This is a genomic window from Agrobacterium sp. fls2-241-TYG-188a, assembly GCF_030209845.1.
Genome location: NZ_JARVRD010000003.1, coordinates 1 through 17841 on the forward strand (window position 1 = coordinate 1; position 17841 = coordinate 17841).

Here is a 17841-nt window from a genome sequence, read left to right on the forward strand (position 1 = left end):
GCTTGCAAAGGATCTGACCACGCTCAACGCCGTCACGGGTAACGCCGCGAACCAGCGCGCCGATGTTGTCGCCAGCCTGGCCCTGATCGAGCAGCTTGCGGAACATTTCAACGCCGGTAACAGTCGTCTTCGACGTTGCACGAATGCCGACGATTTCAACTTCTTCACCAACCTTGACGATACCGCGCTCAACGCGACCCGTCACAACCGTACCACGGCCAGAGATCGAGAACACGTCTTCGATTGGCATCAGGAACGGCTGGTCGATTGGACGCTCTGGCGTTGGGATGTAGGCGTCAACCTGAGCCATCAGCTCGCGGATCGCGTCTTCGCCGATCTTCTTGTCGGAGTCTTCGAGAGCTGCAAGAGCAGAACCCTTGACGATTGGAATATCGTCGCCTGGGAAGTCGTAGGACGACAGAAGTTCGCGAACTTCAAGCTCAACCAGCTCGAGCAGTTCTGCGTCGTCAACCTGGTCAACCTTGTTGAGGAACACAACGATGGCAGGAACGCCAACCTGACGAGCAAGCAGGATGTGCTCGCGGGTCTGTGGCATTGGGCCGTCAGCTGCAGAGCAAACCAGGATTGCGCCGTCCATCTGGGCAGCACCGGTGATCATGTTCTTCACGTAGTCGGCGTGGCCGGGGCAGTCGACGTGCGCGTAGTGACGGTTTGGCGTCTCATATTCAACGTGAGCCGTCGAAATCGTGATACCGCGGGCCTTTTCTTCCGGTGCAGCGTCGATTTGGTCATACGCCTTGAACTCGCCGAAGTACTTCGTGATCGCAGCAGTCAACGACGTCTTGCCGTGGTCAACGTGACCGATCGTGCCAATGTTGACGTGCGGCTTGTTGCGCTCAAACTTGCTCTTTGCCATGTGAATTGCTTCCTGTGAACGTGAAGTAGTTTTCCCGGCGAACCGGTTTGGTGTCGCCGTTTAAGGCTTTGCAAGCGAATGCGCAAGACTTAATTGTCGCCGCGCCCGTTGCGCAGCCAAAAGCGACAGGATAGCCACCATATGGTGCCGAGAATTCGGAGTGTCAACGCAGACACGGCTTTCAATATATGGGATAATCGGCCGCACGCTCTTTACGAGTACATGATTAATGGCATATTGCGGGTCCACTGCCGGCAGGAGACCGGCGAACGGCGCACCAATGCCCGTATGATAATGCTCGCCTTTAAGCCGCTCTCTCCCACGGCACCAATTCTTGTCCCTTTCAGGATCTGCCATGGAAATTTTTACCGCCGCCGGTTTTACGGCATTTCTTCAGGTCATAGCAATAGATCTCGTGCTCGCGGGTGATAACGCTATCGTTATCGGCCTTGCCGCTGCGGGCCTGCCCGCAGAACTGCGTCGCAAAGCCATCCTTGTCGGCATCATCGCTGCAACAGTTCTGCGTATCGCCTTTGCGGCCCTCACGGTGCAGCTCCTGGCCATTGTTGGCCTTCAGCTTTTCGGCGGCCTTCTTCTGGCATGGGTCTGCTGGAAGATGTGGACAGAATTGCGTGAGCAAAATGGCTCCATGGATGAGGTCGAAGACGAGAATGCCGATCTGACCAAGGGCCAGAAGACGTTCTTCCAGGCCGCCACCCAGATCGTCATTGCCGATGTTTCCATGTCGCTGGACAATGTTCTTGCCGTCGCTGGCGCCGCGCAGGACCATGTCACGGTGCTCATCATCGGCCTCGTCTTCTCGATTGCGCTGATGGGTCTTGCGGCCAACTTCGTTGCCAAGCTGCTGCATCGCTACCGCTGGATTTCCTATATCGGCCTGCTCGTTATCGTCTATGTTGCGGCAAACATGCTCTACCACGGCTTCCTCGAGGTCTGGCCATATATCCAGCCCTATTTCGGCTGATCTAAAGTCACTGCCAATACCACCAAGCCCCGGGGAAAACCTCGGGGCTTTTTTCATGCGCATAATTCACCGCATTGATTCTCTTCGACAAAAGGGAATCATGGCGCAAGCGGCAACTCAAAGAAATTGCCGGTTCGAAATGACGATTGCCGTAAGCCTCGCGCAAGCTAAAAGAGTCACTAATTTAGATATAAGAAATAACTACAGAGGCAATCTGAACAATGGCTTACGATTGGTCTGGTGGAAGAACTCGCCGTTCAAGGCGCGTAAAGCTTGGCGCGACCATCGGGGCATTGGCGCTCGCCGCCCTCATTGGGCAATTCTATTTCGGATTTTTCTTCTACGGATTGGGATAACGCTCAATCAACCGCGTGAGGCGCGTTGAGGTTCGATGGAACAGGCTCTCCGCCGTGCGGGCAGCTTTCAAAAACAACGCCTGAGAACAGCGTCGCAACACCATCGATATATCTGTAGCATTTGCCGACTTCAGTCACCTTGACGAAACTCTCGCCTCGCCGAACGCGGTAGACCATTTCGAAGGATTGCCCAGACAGAACGGAATCCTGAATGCCCTCGACCACGTAGGGCCTGTCGTCTTCGTGTATCCGCTCCATCATGCTTTCAGCGGGAAGCCCGCCGTTCAATTCATCAATGGAAAAGCCCATGATGCGACCGAATACCTCGTCCGCCCAAAACAGATTTTGCACTACGTCCCAGGCATAAAATCCGCCCAGATTCATGGCAACGTAGCGTTGAAGGCGCGCATTTTCAGGCATAGCCAATCCTGACATGATTTTTGCCGAGTAGAAGTTTGCAAGAGACTACATAAAGCAGAGAGATTTGAAAATATCTAGTTATTCTAATTGCTTAAATTAATCTGCGACCTTCTATCACAGGTTATGACAATATCAAAACACACCAAAATATCACTGCGATTATCCTGAGACGGCACAGGCACCGTCCCAAATTTATACAGCCGCCGACTGCATGCGCCGCCATGAATGCGGAAACATGCGATGGTAATCAGTTTGGAAGCGTGAGTGTTTTGGAAGTGAAATTTTGGAGCGGGTAGCGGGAATCGAACCCGCGTATTCAGCTTGGAAGGCTGCTGCTCTACCATTGAGCTATACCCGCGGCGCTGGTCTGATCCGTGCAGAATGGTGGAGGAAGTTGGATTTGAACCAACGTAGGCTGAGCCAACGGATTTACAGTCCGTCCCCTTTAACCACTCGGGCATTCCTCCAGTATTCTGCGAGGATCAAGCAACCAAGCTTAACCAGATGTCCGTCCCGGAGCGTTGCCGTTTCGTCGTCTGTGGCCGCGTATATGACTGCCCTCGCCGCTTCTGTCAACACGATGTATGACGAAAATATGTGAAAAATTCGAACAGAGTCATAGGCCTGTGGATTACGTCCATGCGCCGCAACATCTGTTCCCGGCCTTACACAGGACGAGATCAAAAAACTGCTCCTGTTCAGCTCAGCTTTGGACCGGGGTACTGGTGCTAAACCTACGCGGAAGATATAAGGCCCCATGAGCAAAGACGATCAGAACGAAAAATCCACCCGCGATACTCACTATGCAACGCTGCGCCGCGCTGTGCGCGATGCCAAGCGGGAGCGTGGTGAAATCCCGACCCCTGCCTTTCAGAAGCGCAAGCCGAGAGCGGCCGACGACTGGAAGCCGCCGCAACTCGCGCCGGATCAGGTGCACCTCTATGGTTTGCACACCGTACGCGCAGCGCTGGCCAACAAGGAGCGGCAGATCGTCAAGCTGTCCGTTACGATGAATGCGCTTTCACGCCTGGAAATCGGCACGGCCGAAGAACAGCCTTTCCCTGTCGAGATGGTTTCGCCGCAGGATATCGACAAGGTCCTGGGTCCGGATGCCATCCATCAGGGCGTCATGCTGGAAACAAAGCCGCTTCCGGTGCGCAAATTGTCTGCACTGAAAGACAGCCCTCTCATCCTGGTGCTGGATCAGGTGACAGATCCGCACAATGTCGGCGCCGTGATGCGGTCTGCGGTGGCGTTTAATGCGGGTGCCCTGATCACGACCATGCGCCACAGCCCGACCGAATCCGGCGTGCTGGCCAAGTCCGCCTCGGGCGCGCTGGAAATGATTCCCTATATCCAGATCACCAATCTGGCAGACGCGCTTGGTGAGTTGCACAAGCTGGGCTTTACGTCCATCGGGCTCGATTCCGAGGGACCTGCGCCGATTGAGCAGACCTTTTCGGGTGAGAAGATTGCGCTCGTTCTGGGGGCTGAAGGCAAGGGATTGCGGCAGAAGACCCGCGAGACCGTCACAGCATTGGCAAGGCTGGACATGCCGGGAGAGATAAAATCACTCAACGTCTCCAACGCGGCCGCCATTGCGCTTTACGCGACGCAGCAATTTCTTAAAAAGAAATAGTTTCTCGAATTTGTCATGCCTTTATGGGAGCCACAATGCCAGACCAGATCAAACCGACCGGTGAACTGACACTTCGCACGCTGGCCATGCCTGCGGATGCCAATCCCGCCGGAGATATCTTTGGTGGTTGGGTCATGTCACAGATGGACTTGGCAAGTGGGATTCGCGCCGCAGAACGTGCACGCTGTCGCGTGGTAACGGCTGCGGTCAAGGAAATGGCATTCGATCTGCCCGTGAAAATCGGCGACACGCTGTCCATCTACACCGATATTGCGCGTGTCGGTCGCACATCCATCACGCTTACGGTTGAAGCATGGGCACAGCGCTCGCGCTACGATGCGCTGGAAAAAGTAACCGCAGGCACGTTCATCATGGTAGCCATGGATGACGAGGGCAAGCCGAAGCCTATCGCCAAAGCCTGAACTTACCTTCGACATGTCTATCCTGGTCGCCTATCGGCGCGCCACTGCCCCACGCCGAATGGATCGCCCATCGCGATGAAATCTGCGTCGCAGGACGAGATCACGCTGAAAACACATTTTCGTGTGCTGATACCAGTGCCGATGTCGGCATTGTTGTCACTCTGGGAGGAGCGCACATGAACAACCGTACTGTCATCATCGTCATTGCAGCGATCGTCATTCTTTCGGCGGTGGCGTATTTTATGGGCGGCACAAGTCCGACCGGGACGACCTCTTCACCCGCCAGCCCGCCGCCAGCAACATCGACAGAGCCTGCAACGCCCGCACCTGCAACGCCAGCGCCGGCAACGCCGGCACCCAATGCGCCCGCGCAAAACCAGACGACTCCATAAACGTCTGATGCCTGCGGGCGTGTGTTTAGGCCCGGCTTGACGAGAAAAGGTGGGGTGCGATGAGACCCCTCCTCCACCCTTTCGAAACCCGCATTTTTGCGGCGGCTTCAGCCTCTGGCAGGGGAAAAGTCTATCGGGCGAACAAAGGTTGGAGAGCGCCTGCCATGGCGAGCCCAAGAGTGCTGGATGTCCACATGACCAGGCGTCGCACGAACGCGCTTAAAGACTGCTCGATGTCCGGCGGCATCGCCAGTTCCAGTCTCTCGGTTCGCCAATATCCATGTGGACAGATTCGGTGTGGCAATAGGTGCCCACGCCACCCCGATCAGGCAGCGAGCGTAGATAGCTGGCAAGCTCCCACTTCGATACACCGCTGACCTGAATATCTGCGGCATCGCATGTGTAGTGCTTGGAACCCTGCGTCGTTGCCTTGGGCGGTCTATAGCCTGAGGTGACCATCGCTCGGCGCCCGTAATGCGCTTCGACTTCCTTTATCCGCCTGATCATTTCCGGCTTGAAACAGCCGACATTCACGTTCTCCGTCTGAAGCAGCAATCCGTTTGGCGCGACCCGGCTGAGACCGGAGAGCGACGCCAGCTTCATCAGACCGGCTGGCTTGTCGCCATCGCTGTCATCGAACTCGTCGGTCATGCTTACCCGGCCATTGGAGCCGACGTGAGCGGCATTGCGGTTTGCCGTCAGCGGCAAGGCGGCCATCTGCGTCAGACCCGTGGAAGCGCCAGCCCCACGCTTCTTGACGGCACCGGCAACGAAAGCTGCAACAGGGACAGAGCCCCCTCCCCCCGGCTGCGGCTGGCCCTGCTTTACCGGTTGCGCCGCCAGTGCCTGACCGGCATCGGCAGGAGAGTTCGGCGACGAGTACATGGAATGCTGCTGCGATGTCTGCGCCTCAGGCGGCAAAACCGGCCTTGGCTGGCCCGCCGCAGGCGCGGAATAGACGCTGTTGAGTGCCGGAGAAATTTTGGCTGCAGGCGCATAGGCGTTAGCGCCCGCAGTAGCAGCCGGGTCCGCCGGAACGCCATCGGGTTTTATGGCCACCGCATTGGGTTGGGAATTGGCGTAAATGCTGAGTGAGCTGGCAGAAATGCCGGTGGGCTGGGTAACCAGACCTGATATTTGCGCTTCCTGACCATAGGCGGACGGCGGCTGTGGCTGGCCTGGCACAGCAGAAGCGTGGGGGGCAGCCTGTCTCGAAGACGCCGAAACCAAGGCCGGGTCGACATAGCCGCCATTCGGGTTTCTTGCCATCGCGGGCGCTTGATCGGTGCTTGCAACCTGCGCCGCCGAGGCATCGGCCGCCGGTGTGGCAGCGGGTTGGGCCTGCGAAAGTGTCTTGTCGGAACCTGCGGTCACGCAGCCTGATAGCGCCAGCATAAACACAGCGGCAAGACAGCGTGCTGACGCATGTGATGATGAACGGGTGACAAGTTTCAAGGCAAAGCCTCCGCAGGCGCTTTTCGACACGTTCGGCCCGTCCCCGGCGTCTATTGGACCGATGACAGATCTCGACAACGAGACCGGTCATCGGGCAACACGGGAGAGCGGAGAGATATCACCTCAAAAAAGGAATCACCTCACCAGGAGCCGGTATTCTCCATGGATATCCACGGTTCGGCTGGTGCAAGGCTTGCGCCTTTCTGCAATATCTCAATGGAAATGCCATCCGGAGAGCGGACGAAGGCCATGTGGCCGTCGCGTGGGGGCCGATTGATCGTCACGCCCGCCGCCTGCAATTTTGCGCAGATTTCGTAGATATCGTCGACCTCATAGGCCAGATGGCCGAAATTGCGTCCGCCAGCATAATCTTCGCTGTCCCAATTGTAGGTCAGTTCCAGAAGTGGGGCCTTGTGCTCCTGCGCGGTCGCGACATCCTCGGCTGCCGCAAGAAACACGAGGGTAAAGCGACCCTTCTCGTTTTCGATACGGCGAACTTCCTGAAGTCCGAACATGTTGACATAGAATTCCAGGGATTTTTCAAGGTCTTTTACACGGACCATCGTGTGCAGATAACGCATTTACTTCTCCTCATTGTATTATTCCTGCCGTTACGTCAGGCAAGTCAGCCTTGAGCAAGCCCAAAGACATAAAAGCAGGTGGATAAATCAGAAACTAGGGCTTGCGCGAAACCGTTACCAAGATGTTAATCTAATTCCAGGGAATCAGTTGACCGGTAATGGTAAGTGCGTAGAGGGGCTGGGCGGAAATGGCTGATAGGATGTCGTCTAAGAATGTAGCCGATTTTGAAGACCTTTCTAGCGAAGCGGTCGATCTCGTGGAGATCACCGGTGTCGTGAAATGGTTCGACGTTGCCAAGGGTTTCGGCTTTATCGTACCGGATAACGGTATGCAGGATGTCCTTCTACACGTTTCTTGCCTGCGCCGCGACGGTTATCAGACAATTCTTGAAGGAACCCGCATTGTTGCGCTGGTCCAGCGCCGCGATCGTGGATATCAGACCTTCCGCATTCTTTCGATGGACCAGTCCACTGCGGTTCACCCGTCACAACTGCCCCCCGTTCGCACCCATGTCCAGGTTACGCCATCCAGCGGCCTGGAGCGCGCCATCGTCAAGTGGTTCAACCGCACCAAGGGCTTCGGCTTTTTGACCCGCGGCGAAGGCACGGAAGACATCTTCATCCACATGGAAACGCTTCGCCGCTTCGGCCTTGCCGAATTGCGCCCGGGTCAGGTCGTTCTCGTTCGTTTCGGGGATGGCGACAAGGGATTGATGGCAGCGGAAATACACCCGGACAATCCAGCTCCGATCGGTATGTCGCATTGATGAGTGTCGCGTCCTCACTGGCCACGGCTTGCAAAACAGCCGCTTTTTGCGCAGTTCTTGTGGCATCATCTGCAGGAGCTGTTTCCGCGCAGGAAAAGTTCGCGTCTGAGCCTCTTACAATTGAGACAGCTGACGGAAAGTCGCACACATTCACTGCGGAACTGGCATTGACTGATGGCCAGAGACAGCAGGGACTGATGTTCCGCAAGTCAATGGCAGCCGACCAAGGGATGCTGTTCGATTTCAAGATGGACCGGGAAGTGACGATGTGGATGAGAAACACGCTCATCCCGCTGGATATGGTCTTCATATCGAAGGCCGGACGCGTCACGCATGTGCATCGCAATGCAGTGCCGCATTCTGAAGACATCATCAGCTCAAAAGGGGCTGTTCGTTACGTGCTGGAGCTAAACGGCGGCCAAACACGCGAGCTCGGTATAGAGAGCGGCGCGACCGTGCGCAGCAAGCAGATCGGCAACGCCGACTAACTGTAAAAGGCCGGGCGAGAAACGCCCGACCGCCTCACTTCATTAATAGCAAGGCTCGATGTGGCTGAGGATCCGGCAGTTCGAGATCGATGAGGCAAGATTGATCGCGATGTCGATTGCTTCGACAGAATCAGCGGTGCCCTCGAGATAGATCACGTCATTCTCTACGGTCGCCAGAATACTGGACTTTTCCAAACCGGATTCAAATGCGAGTGCAGAGGTGATTGCCTGGCACACACCGGCCATACGTTCACCGAAAAAGCTTTCCTGAATTCCAGATAGGTTGAACATGATCGGACCTCCTTCATCATGAGCGATTAACGCCCGAGTGGTGTTTTCGTTCATCTTCGGTTCATTTATTTGTTCATCTTCCATTCATCTTGAAAAAAAGAAACCCCTAATGTGTTCACTTTTTTTGTGAACGGGAACATCTGCGTGATTGGGCTGTTAGCGCGGTGGAGACTGGGAAGGAGGATCCCAATGCTTATCAACCGCACACAACCATGCCATCATGCCCAATGGATCAAGCCTGTAGCGATACATTTGCCGCTTTGTCCTGCGCTGGAAATCTACAGTCCGCTGATCGCTCTGGACATGCTGATGTACCGCTGGCCGGAAGACCACGGACCAGAATATGAAGCTGCAAGACGCAACTGCCTGAAAGCAATTGCAGGCCAATGCGACCTGGAAACCGCACGCGAATCATTCCTGATCGCAAGCAACCACGCCCATGTGCTCAACATGCACTAGGGTCTTAGGCTAGGCCGAGACTGAAAATCTGTAGTGGCACACGCGAAATATGCGAAGCCCCCGCCTATATCGGGGGCTTTTCCAATGTCGGGCGAGCGGACAAGGTGCATGAACCTGTATTGCTCTAGTGCAGATCGAGCGACATGACGACGGGGCAATGATCGGAAGCCTTGGGCCGGTCCCATCCCGTTCTTGGATAGCGGTCCACCTCCTGACCCGCAGGGAAAGGAGTGCGGAAGGGCTGACCAGCACGGATGATTTCGGGAACGCTTTTGGCGTTCATGTCCGCCAATCTCTTTGAAAGCCAGATATAGTCCAGCTGACACAGGTGCTGTTCCTGCGGCCCGCGCGAATGGTAGAGCGTCCACCGGTCCATCACGTCACGCCGCAAAACCGGATTTACGGCAAAATCGTCCTCGCTGAGAATATCAAGCGCGCTGGTTTCCTGGGTAACGGGCGTGAAGCTGTGACCAACGCGTCGATTGCCGGATATGACGACCCGCTCCTGGTAATCATTCATATCGCCGCAAATTGCGAAGGAAGCTGAAGGTGCGCCTTCGACCCCGAAACGGTTCTCGATGATGCGCCTTATCGCCTGCACCTCCGCCCTTCGCACCGGCATCGTGCCCATCCGGCCATCACCATTTTCCCTGCCATTGGTCATGGATTTAAGATGCGTCACGAAGAGCGTCAGCGGTTTTCCTCCGATGCGCAACTCAAACTCAAGACAATCGCGTTTGAAGATCTTGTCGTCGACGCGGTTGTTGAGCGCCAGTTCTGGCGTAAATAGCCCAAGATCACGGTAGGTGACCGCAGCATGGCTTGTAATGTCCACAAGCTCGATTCTCTCGCCGTCCTGCGTTTCCTCCCGCATGACGACAGCAACATCGATGCCTCTGCTGTCATTGCCCTCGATCAGGAACTTCTGGCGATAGCCATTCCCCATCATGCGGTAGAGATAGCCATATTCGAAGGCCTGCAGCGCCGCCATATTGTCCACCTCCTGAAGGCAGAGAATATCGGCGTCGGCATCGGCAATTGCGAGTGCCGTCAGCTGGCGCGTATCGTCCGTCAAGGCCAGCATCCTTGCGCTTTCCAGCGCCTGATAGGCCGCCTCGTCCCTGACATCATAGAGCTGCATGGCCCTGTCACGTCGCGTCTGGTTGCGAAAACCCGTATAATCGAAACGCGTCATGAGGTTTTCGATGTTGAAGGTGGCGAGCCGAAGCGACATGAATCATTCCCGGTTGGTCTGGTCTTCGAGACTATCCACTTCGCCGGTCAATTGCCAAGGATGCGTCACAGCCGCCAGGCGGCGCGAATTGCCACGGGATAAAACGAACCGATAGGCGCAGGCTCGCGGCAATAGGCGCGCAGGACTTGCCCGTCAGGCAGCGTCAGACGCAGGGAATATCGTTCACCCTCATAGAGAATGGTCGAAACGCGACACATGATGCCGTCGGCGTCATGGATCACATCCTGCGGGCGCACGAGGATGTCACCATGCGGTGAATCGGCCGCACCCCCTTCCATCATCGGGCGCAACAGGCTCCAGTCCAGCGCACGAGGCATCTCCTGAAAACAGGGCAAGGAGAGAATGGCGCCCTGCCCCACCAGCCCGCCGACAAGCCTTCCCTCCGGTCTGGCATAGAGTTCGGCAGGTGCAGCCATTTGCAGAAGCCTGCCTTCGGACATGACGGCAACATCCGTTGCCAAGGCCATGGCCTCGGCCTGATCATGGGTAACGTAGACCATGGTCGCGCCCGATGTCGCATGGAATTCGCGGAACGTTTCTTCCATCTCCTGGCGCAGATGCCGATCCAGATTGGCCAGAGGCTCGTCCAGCAGCACCACGTCCGGCTCCGTCACCAGACAGCGTGCAAGCGCCACACGCTGCCTTTGGCCGCCCGAAAGCTCTGAGGGACGCCGCTCCGCATAAGCCTCCAGCCGCACGGTCGCAAGCGCGTCAGCAACCTTGCGTCTGTAGGTCTCGCCGGAAATGCCACGGACCTTGAGGGGATATCCGGCATTGTCTGCCACAGTCATGTGTGGCCATAGCGCATAGGACTGGAAGACCATCGCCATGTTGCGACGTTCAGGCGGCACCATGCTGCCAGCATCAGCCAGCACGCGCTCTCCCAGCAGGATTGCGCCATCCGTGGGCTGCTCGAAACCGGCAATCATGCGCAGGACCGTGGTCTTACCGCAACCGGATGGTCCGAGCAGCGCCAGAAAACCGCCTTCGCGTATGGTCATGGACACATCGTTGACTGCAGGCTTTGCGCCGCCAAAGCTCTTGGACAGCCGGTTCAATATCAGTTTCGCCAAGGCACAACTCCCTTTGGCAGTTTTCGTCCAAGCACTTCCAAAAGCAGCATGAGGATGACGACCATTGCCACCACCAGCACCGAAAGCGCGGAAGCAAGATCAAAGCTGCCGCTATCGTCGAGATTATAAATGACAACGCCCAGCGTCTGCGTTCCCGCCGACCACAGCAGCGCTGATACCGTCAGTTCATTGCAGGCAATGAGAAAGACGAGGATGACGGACGCGCCTGCCGCAGGCCCGACAAGCGGCAGGATGATATCGAACATACGGCGCCAGAAACCGGCACCGGCCAGACGTGCCGCCTCTTCCAGTGCGGGATCGAACTGCGTGAAGGCAGAGACCATTGGCTTGAGGCTGACGGCGAAAAAGGAGGAGAAATAGGCCAACAAAATGATCCAGAGCGTCCCGTAAAGCGTGACACCCAGCAGCGGAATGGGAGCCGCAAAAAGCAGCACATAGGACACGGAAATGACGACGCCCGGCAAGGCATAGGGAATATCCACCAGCGCCGATAGCAGGAACATGAAACGACTTTTTCCCCGGACCAGAAAATAGGCCGTCAATATTGTCACCGCAAGGAGACATAGAGATGTTGCGGTGGCGAGAAACAGCGAATTGGCAAACGCCGTCCGCGTCACCGCCTGTCGAAACAGAATTTCCTCATAGGCGTGCAGAGTGGCGGTCTTGAGGCTCAGCGGCACGCCATAGGCCGGAGCAAGTGAGCTCACAACAAGCGCGGTCAGCGGTGCCACCAGCATGAAGAATATGGCAATCCACAGAGCAAGCTCCGCCACCAATCGCCAGGTTCCGAGCCTGAACGTCGCAGCCTTGCCCGAGAGACCAATGATACGATAGTCCCGGCCCTTCATCGCCCGCTCCTGTATGGCAAGACCAACGACGGAGATGATGGCAATCATGCCGGACAACATGGCGATATCGCCAAAGGTGCTGCTGCCGAAACTGGAAAAGCGGTTATAGATCAGCGTGGGCAGAGTGAAGATAGACGCGGGAATGCCCAATATGGCGGGAATGCCGAAATTGCCGACGCCGGACACGAAGGCGATGGCAGCACCCGCAATCAGGCCCGGCATGGCCAGCGGCAGAATGATGTGGTTCAACACCTGCCACGAGGACGCTCCAGAAAGCTTTGCGGCCTCTATCCCATCCTGAGGTAGCGCCAAAAGACCGGACCGCAGTGAAAGGAAAACCAGCGGCGCGTGCTGGACGCCAAACAAAAGGGCGATACCTGCAACGGAATAAAGCGGCTGCGGTGAACCCAGCGGCGGCGCAAGGCCGATGGCCTTCAACAGCGTACTTGAAGGGCCGGTCATGCCGATCCACGACAGGGCTGTCACCTGTGGCGGGATCATCATTGGCAGCATGAACAGGAAGCTGAGCACGGATTTGCCCCTGATGTCGCAAAGGGTCAGCGTCAGCGCAAAACCGCCACCGATCAGCAGCGAGATCACCATTCCGAAAAACGAGGTGGAAAGCGTGTTGAGCACCGCCTGCCAAAGCGCAGGATCATTCAGCAGAGACCAGATGTCACCTCTCAGTGACGACAAGATGCCCGTATAGGCAAGCCGCCCCAGCGGCAGCGCGCTGAGCAGAAAGACAACCGAAACCACAAAGGGAAACAGCCAGCGAGGCTGACTGTTTCCTGAATTCGAGAGCATGTGCATGAATGCAGATCAGCCCTTGGATTCAAAGATATCGGAGAAGGTCTTGATGTCCTTTTCCGAGTTCTTCAGCGCCTCGGCAGCGTTGATCGGCAGCACCTTGATCTTGTCGCGCGCAGGGAAACCTTCAGGCAGCGCAACATCGTTGCGGGCCGGAATGTAACCGAGCTTGACGAAACCTTCCTGTCCCTTGACGGAAAGCACGTAGTCCACGAACTTCTTGGCGGCATCGGCGTGCTTGGTGCTAGCCAGAATACCAACCGGCTCGGTCACCGCAGAAACACCTTCTTCCGGGAAGACGAACTCGACCGGAGCGCCCTTGGCCTTTTCGCGGATCGGCATGTAGTCCACCACCACGCCATAGGCCTTCTCGCCCGAAGCGACAGACTTCAAGACAGCACCATTGCCACCGGCGGCAATCGCGCCATTTTCCTTCAGTGCCTTGTAGTAGTCCCAGCCTAGGCTGCTGACGCCGGCCAGCGTCTGTGCGTGGATGAGAGCTGCACCGGATGTCAGCGGGCTTGGCATCGTCACCAGGCCCTTTGCTTCAGGCTTTGTCAGATCCTTCCAGCTCGTAGGCTTCATCGAGCCCTGAGTGTTATACATGATGCCTGTCGTGATGAGCTTGGTGGAGTAGTAAAAGCCATCGGCATCATAAAGAGCAGCGTCATAATTGGCTGCTTCCGGCGACTTGTAGGCCATCAGCTGCTTGTTCTGCTTCATCCGCTCCAGCGTTACCGTGTCTGCGATCAGCAGCACATCGGCAACAGGATTGCCCGCTTCGATCTCGGCCATCAGCTTTGCCATGATCTTCGGCGTTCCGTCCCGCACCCACTGAATGTCGATACCGGGATTGGCAGACTTGAAACCATCGACGGTTGCCTGCGCATCCTCGTTTGGCTGGCTGGTATAGAGAACCAGATCGGCAGCGTTGGCGCTGCCAGCCAGAATGCCAAGAGAAACAATGGCGGTGAAGGCTGAAAGAAGGGTTTTCATGTGTGCGGTCCCTGTTGTGAGGTGGCACCGCTAAAACACATGTCCATAACATGTATGTGACAGGCAGGTTTCCGACAGAGCCGGAAACACCTCAACCCGCCACTAGAGGGTGACAGTCCCCTCGATCAAAACAGTCACCGCACCGCCGATCCAGATATCATCGCCAATCTTGTCGACGCTCACGCGCCCTGCCCGCCCCAGAACGGTGCCCTGGCTGGCAATATAATTCTGCGGAGCAATTCCGGCACCGATCAGCCATTGCGCAATGCCAGCATTCAGGCTGCCCGTTACCGGGTCCTCGTAACCATCGGCAAAGGCTCTCAGCTCGAAATCGGAACCCACGTTGTCATTTGCATCGCAGGGACCGACGAGGCCAACCTTGAGCCCGCCAAGGCGCTGATAATTCGGCTTGATATTCAAGACATCCGACCGTGAGCGCAACAGCAGCGAAACCCAGCCGGGACCATTATCCGTCCAGCTCGCATTGACGATGGCGTCTGGAGAGAGCTCAAGCGCCACCGCAACTTCTGACAGCGTTTCAGCATCCACCGCACCGGATTTGCGCAAGGGCGGGGCCGCGAAAGCAAGCTTGCCATCCGATACCCTGATGCGAACGAGGCCGAACGCGCACTCCTGCACCACTTCGGCCTTGTCCGTACCCTGCTGACGGGACAGCCAGACGTGGCATGTGCCAAGCGTTGGATGACCGGCAAAAGGCAATTCTTCGTAAGGCGTAAAAATCCGCACGCGGTAATCCGCATCGGGCGTAGTCGGCTTCAACAGGAATGTCGTTTCGCTCAGATTGGTCCAGTTGGCAAAGGCTGCCATCTGCTCGTCCGTGAGATCATCCGCATCGCAAACAACGGCGAGAGGATTGCCCTTGAGCGGCTCTGCCGAGAAGACGTCGACTTGCTGAAATGCATGCGGGCTGGTCATGGGGGAACCCTTTCGCGGGATTAGAGGACAAAAGTGTTCGTCACCCCCGGGCTTGTCCCAAGGGTCTAACCACGTTTGATGTCGAGGGTGCGTCAGATCCTCGGGGCAAGCCCGAGGATGACGTATAAACGTAGCCGCTTAAACCAGCGGCATCGTCGCATTCGATGTCGTCTCAGCACCGGCAATCAGGCGACCGAGGCGCTTGATGCCCTCTTCGATCATCTGCTCATTGGCGCAGGAGAAGCTGATGCGCAGCGTGTTGGCACCGGAACCATCGGCAAAAAATGCCTTGCCCGGCACGAAGGCAACCCGTTCCGTCGACAGCGATTTTGCCAGAAGCTCCGCGCCATCCATGCCCTCCGGCAGGGTGACCCAGACGAACATGCCGCCCTCCGGCTTTGTCCAGCTCGCAAATTTCGGCATGTACTTGTCGAGAGCAGCCAGCATCGCATCACGCCGCGCGCTATAGGCGGCCTTGATCTTCGCAACCTGTTTGTCGAAACCGCGCGAAGCGACATGCTCAATAGCCATCTGGTTGATGGTCGAGGAATGCAGGTCTGCCGCCTGCTTCATCAGCACCAGCTTGCGAATGACCGGCATGGCCGCAACCACGAAACCGACGCGCAGCCCCGGAGCCAGCGTCTTGGAGAAGCTGCCGGAATAGATGGTCCGGGTCTTTTCGATAGAGCCACTGCGGGCAATATCCAGCGAAAGGATCGGTGCGACAGGTTCGCCATCGAAACGCAGGTTCTGATAGGCGGCATCTTCGAGAACAGCGATATCGAGCTCGTCGGCAAGTTCCAGCAACTTCTTGCGGCCAGCCAGATCGACCGTTTCGCCAGTCGGGTTGGAGAAGTCAGCCGAGAGATAGGCAAACTTTACAGCCCCGCCAGCCTTCGCTGCGGCATCACGATAGGTCTGCGGCGTGCGGTTACCGCCAGGGTTCAACTGGTCATAGGTCGGCTCATAGGCGTTGAAGGCCGAGAGAGCGCCGAGATAGGTCGGCCATGTCACCAGTGCCGTATCGTTGGGAGACAGGAACAGCTTGCCGAGATAATCCAGAGCCTGCTGAGAACCGGACGTGATGAAAACGTTGTCGACCGAGCATTCGATGCCGATCTTGGCCATATCCTTCACGATCCATTCCCGCAGCGGCTTGTAACCTTCGCTGACGGAATATTGCAGGGCGGAGTTGACCTGCGGGCCGGAGAAGATATCCGCGTAAGCCTGCTTGAATTCCTCATCGGGAAACAGCGCCGGATCGGGAATGCCGCCAGCGAAGGAAATGATATCCGGCTGCTCCAGCAGCTTCAGCAATTCACGGATTTCCGAAGCTTTCATACGCGAAGAGCGCGTGGCGAAAATTTGTTCCCAGTCAAGCATGGGCCGTTTCCTCTTTTGTTCGTTTCTTGCGCATATATGTACAGAAACCGCGATAGGTCAGCAATACTGACTTATCGGTTTTCGGTACTGTTTTGCATTTTCTGCGCAACCTCCCGGATGGTGCATAGGCAATACATCTTCGGCCTGGAGTCTACAATCGCCATCACGATGGATTGACGCCGATGCAAATTACAGGTCGATTGCAGCCAACTGATTTGATGCATGGAGGAGTAAAGAATGCTCAAGAATATCGATCCGGCACTCAATGCCGATGTGCTGCACGCGCTGCGCGCCATGGGTCACGCGGACAAGCTGGTCCTGACGGATACCAATTTTCCGTCAGACAGCATCGCCCAGCACACTGTTGTGGGCCAGGTTCTGCGCATGGAAAACATCTCGGCCGCCCGCGCCATGAAGGCAATCCTTTCCGTCTTCCCGCTGGATACACCCATCCAGCCCTCCGTCGGTCGCATGGAAGTCATGGGCGCGCCTGACCAGATCGAGCCGGTACAGGCAGAGGTGCAAGCGGAAATCGATGCCGCGGAAGGCCAGTCAGCCCCCATGTATGGCATTGAGCGCTTTGCCTTTTACGAAGAGGCAAAGGATGCCTACTGCATCATCACCACGGGTGAGACGCGGTTCTACGGCTGCTTCATCCTGACCAAGGGTGTGATTGCCCCCGGAAGCTGACAGCGCCCGTCAGTGGGTTATGGCCATGACGAGCCAGTCACGGTCGCCCAGATCGGCGAGCATGGCCTGTGCGTCTTGAAACGCGTTACGCTCCGCCAGCCTATGCCACGCCTCCTGCGCCAATTTGTGAGACTTGGCTGGCGGCGCCAATGCCAGCTTGTCGAGCCGTTCCCTTAATAGAGGGACCATACCGGGCGGTGTCCAGCCTCCGGTATGGGCAAAGCCTCCCGGCATCACGACGGCTGCGTCATTGGCATATCGTTGCAACATGGTTTCGATCCGCCAGCCATGAACGAGGGATCGCACCTCGTCTTCCGGCCAGCCGAGCGCCGGCAGTTGTCGCGCGAGCAAGTCATGGTTCGTATCATGGCTTTCACTCAGCGAGGAAACTCTGGTGAAATGCGGAGCAAGCATCACGACAGCTGCAAGACCCGGGCTGATAAAGGCAGGGTCCAGCCAAGATGGCGCTGCACCATCAGGCCCCAGATAAAATGCCGTTTGGATGTCTTGCAACGATGCAAGGCCACCATATCGCGCCTTCGCCGCTGCCGCAAAGGCCGCGCGATCTCTAGAGATCCATTGCCGCATGAGCTCTTGGACATCGGCTTCGAATTCGGGTGTCGCGGCACAGCGAAACGCGTGATGTAGCACTGCCATTTCTGAACTCCTCCAATCGCCACCAACCCGAAACAAGTCG

20 protein-coding genes and 2 tRNA genes are annotated in these 17841 nt (G+C 56.9%); 8 read left to right on the forward strand and 14 right to left on the reverse strand.

All coding sequences use genetic code 11. From position 1 onward, the window contains the following. A partial coding sequence (gene tuf, locus QRN85_RS14060; RefSeq protein ID WP_284758892.1) for an elongation factor Tu occupies window positions 1-877 on the reverse strand: 877 nt, incomplete at its 3' end. Between the two features lie 355 nt (window positions 878-1232). Here tuf and QRN85_RS14065 point away from each other — a divergent pair. Further along, window positions 1233-1862, forward strand: a complete 630-nt coding sequence (locus QRN85_RS14065; RefSeq protein ID WP_062585500.1) for a TerC family protein — start codon at window positions 1233-1235, stop codon at window positions 1860-1862. A 359-nt stretch (window positions 1863-2221) separates the two neighbouring features. Here QRN85_RS14065 and QRN85_RS14070 read toward each other — a convergent pair whose 3' ends face one another. The 3 genes from QRN85_RS14070 to QRN85_RS14080 all read right to left on the reverse strand — a co-directional run bounded on the left by QRN85_RS14070 (window position 2222) and on the right by QRN85_RS14080 (window position 3105). Next, window positions 2222-2653, reverse strand: coding sequence for a PAS domain-containing protein (locus QRN85_RS14070; RefSeq protein ID WP_082469613.1), 432 nt, complete (start codon window positions 2651-2653; stop codon window positions 2222-2224). A 269-nt stretch (window positions 2654-2922) separates the two neighbouring features. Further along, a tRNA-Gly gene (locus QRN85_RS14075) sits at window positions 2923-2996 on the reverse strand. A 24-nt stretch (window positions 2997-3020) separates the two neighbouring features. Continuing rightward, window positions 3021-3105, reverse strand: a tRNA-Tyr gene (locus QRN85_RS14080). 290 nt (window positions 3106-3395) lie between these two features. Between QRN85_RS14080 and QRN85_RS14085 the strand changes: the two genes are divergently transcribed. The 3 genes from QRN85_RS14085 (at window position 3396) to QRN85_RS14095 (ending at window position 5091) form a co-directional block, all read left to right on the forward strand. Continuing rightward, window positions 3396-4277, forward strand: a complete 882-nt coding sequence (locus QRN85_RS14085) for a TrmH family RNA methyltransferase (RefSeq protein ID WP_113093870.1) — start codon at window positions 3396-3398, stop codon at window positions 4275-4277. Window positions 4278-4312: 35 nt separating this feature from the next. After that, window positions 4313-4699, forward strand: coding sequence for an acyl-CoA thioesterase (locus tag QRN85_RS14090; RefSeq protein WP_062585495.1), 387 nt, complete (start codon window positions 4313-4315; stop codon window positions 4697-4699). Between the two features lie 176 nt (window positions 4700-4875). Next, window positions 4876-5091, forward strand: coding sequence for a hypothetical protein (locus QRN85_RS14095; RefSeq protein WP_284758898.1), 216 nt, complete (start codon window positions 4876-4878; stop codon window positions 5089-5091). A gap of 219 nt (window positions 5092-5310) precedes the next feature. Here the strand turns inward: QRN85_RS14095 and QRN85_RS14100 are convergent, their stop codons facing one another. Further along, window positions 5311-6546 carry a D-Ala-D-Ala carboxypeptidase family metallohydrolase gene (locus tag QRN85_RS14100; RefSeq protein WP_350225074.1) on the reverse strand — a complete coding sequence of 412 codons (1236 nt, stop codon included), beginning with the start codon at window positions 6544-6546 and terminating at the stop codon, window positions 5311-5313. 140 nt (window positions 6547-6686) lie between these two features. Continuing rightward, window positions 6687-7127, reverse strand: coding sequence for a lactoylglutathione lyase (gene gloA, locus QRN85_RS14105; protein ID WP_062585490.1), 441 nt, complete (start codon window positions 7125-7127; stop codon window positions 6687-6689). Window positions 7128-7315: 188 nt separating this feature from the next. On the opposite strand from gloA, the gene QRN85_RS14110 reads away from it, so the two are divergent. Together QRN85_RS14110 and QRN85_RS14115 are read left to right on the forward strand one after the other, a co-directional pair. Then, window positions 7316-7894, forward strand: a complete 579-nt coding sequence (locus QRN85_RS14110) for a cold-shock protein (RefSeq protein WP_062585488.1) — start codon at window positions 7316-7318, stop codon at window positions 7892-7894. Further along, entirely contained in the window at window positions 7894-8382 is a 489-nt protein-coding gene (locus QRN85_RS14115) for a DUF192 domain-containing protein (RefSeq protein ID WP_284758901.1), read from the forward strand. The genes QRN85_RS14110 and QRN85_RS14115 overlap by 1 nt, the downstream gene beginning before the upstream one ends. A 42-nt stretch (window positions 8383-8424) precedes the next feature. On the opposite strand, the gene QRN85_RS14120 is transcribed toward QRN85_RS14115, so the two are convergent. Beyond that, complete coding sequence (locus QRN85_RS14120; protein WP_062585687.1) at window positions 8425-8673, reverse strand: BON domain-containing protein; 249 nt, start codon at window positions 8671-8673, stop codon at window positions 8425-8427. Between the two features lie 189 nt (window positions 8674-8862). Here QRN85_RS14120 and QRN85_RS14125 point away from each other — a divergent pair, with 189 nt between their 5' ends. Then, a complete protein-coding gene (locus QRN85_RS14125) occupies window positions 8863-9132 on the forward strand; it encodes a DUF982 domain-containing protein (RefSeq protein ID WP_062585485.1) in 270 nt (89 codons plus the stop codon). 124 nt (window positions 9133-9256) lie between these two features. On the opposite strand, the gene QRN85_RS14130 is transcribed toward QRN85_RS14125, so the two are convergent. The 6 genes from QRN85_RS14130 to QRN85_RS14155 form a co-directional block, all read right to left on the reverse strand. Further along, the gene (locus QRN85_RS14130) at window positions 9257-10366 is read right to left on the reverse strand and encodes an endonuclease/exonuclease/phosphatase family protein (protein ID WP_284758905.1); all 1110 of its coding nucleotides are present in this window, start codon (window positions 10364-10366) and stop codon (window positions 9257-9259) included. A gap of 65 nt (window positions 10367-10431) precedes the next feature. Continuing rightward, a complete protein-coding gene (locus QRN85_RS14135; protein ID WP_284758907.1) occupies window positions 10432-11460 on the reverse strand; it encodes an ABC transporter ATP-binding protein in 1029 nt (342 codons plus the stop codon). Then, entirely contained in the window at window positions 11448-13142 is a 1695-nt protein-coding gene (locus QRN85_RS14140; RefSeq protein ID WP_284758909.1) for an ABC transporter permease, read from the reverse strand. The genes QRN85_RS14135 and QRN85_RS14140 overlap by 13 nt, the downstream gene beginning before the upstream one ends. A 9-nt stretch (window positions 13143-13151) precedes the next feature. After that, the gene (locus QRN85_RS14145) at window positions 13152-14135 is read right to left on the reverse strand and encodes an ABC transporter substrate-binding protein (protein ID WP_112962584.1); all 984 of its coding nucleotides are present in this window, start codon (window positions 14133-14135) and stop codon (window positions 13152-13154) included. A 102-nt stretch (window positions 14136-14237) separates the two neighbouring features. Then, complete coding sequence (locus tag QRN85_RS14150) at window positions 14238-15071, reverse strand: PhzF family phenazine biosynthesis protein (protein WP_284758913.1); 834 nt, start codon at window positions 15069-15071, stop codon at window positions 14238-14240. A 138-nt stretch (window positions 15072-15209) separates the two neighbouring features. After that, complete coding sequence (locus QRN85_RS14155) at window positions 15210-16454, reverse strand: aminotransferase-like domain-containing protein (protein ID WP_062585475.1); 1245 nt, start codon at window positions 16452-16454, stop codon at window positions 15210-15212. Between the two features lie 237 nt (window positions 16455-16691). On the opposite strand from QRN85_RS14155, the gene QRN85_RS14160 reads away from it, so the two are divergent. Beyond that, window positions 16692-17144 (forward strand): RbsD/FucU family protein, encoded by a 453-nt coding sequence (locus tag QRN85_RS14160; RefSeq protein WP_062585473.1) that lies wholly within the window; start codon window positions 16692-16694, stop codon window positions 17142-17144. A 9-nt stretch (window positions 17145-17153) separates the two neighbouring features. Here QRN85_RS14160 and QRN85_RS14165 read toward each other — a convergent pair whose 3' ends face one another. Further along, on the reverse strand, window positions 17154-17801 hold the full coding sequence (locus tag QRN85_RS14165) for a hypothetical protein (protein ID WP_284758915.1): 648 nt from the start codon (window positions 17799-17801) through the stop codon (window positions 17154-17156). Window positions 17802-17841 lie beyond the last annotated feature (40 nt).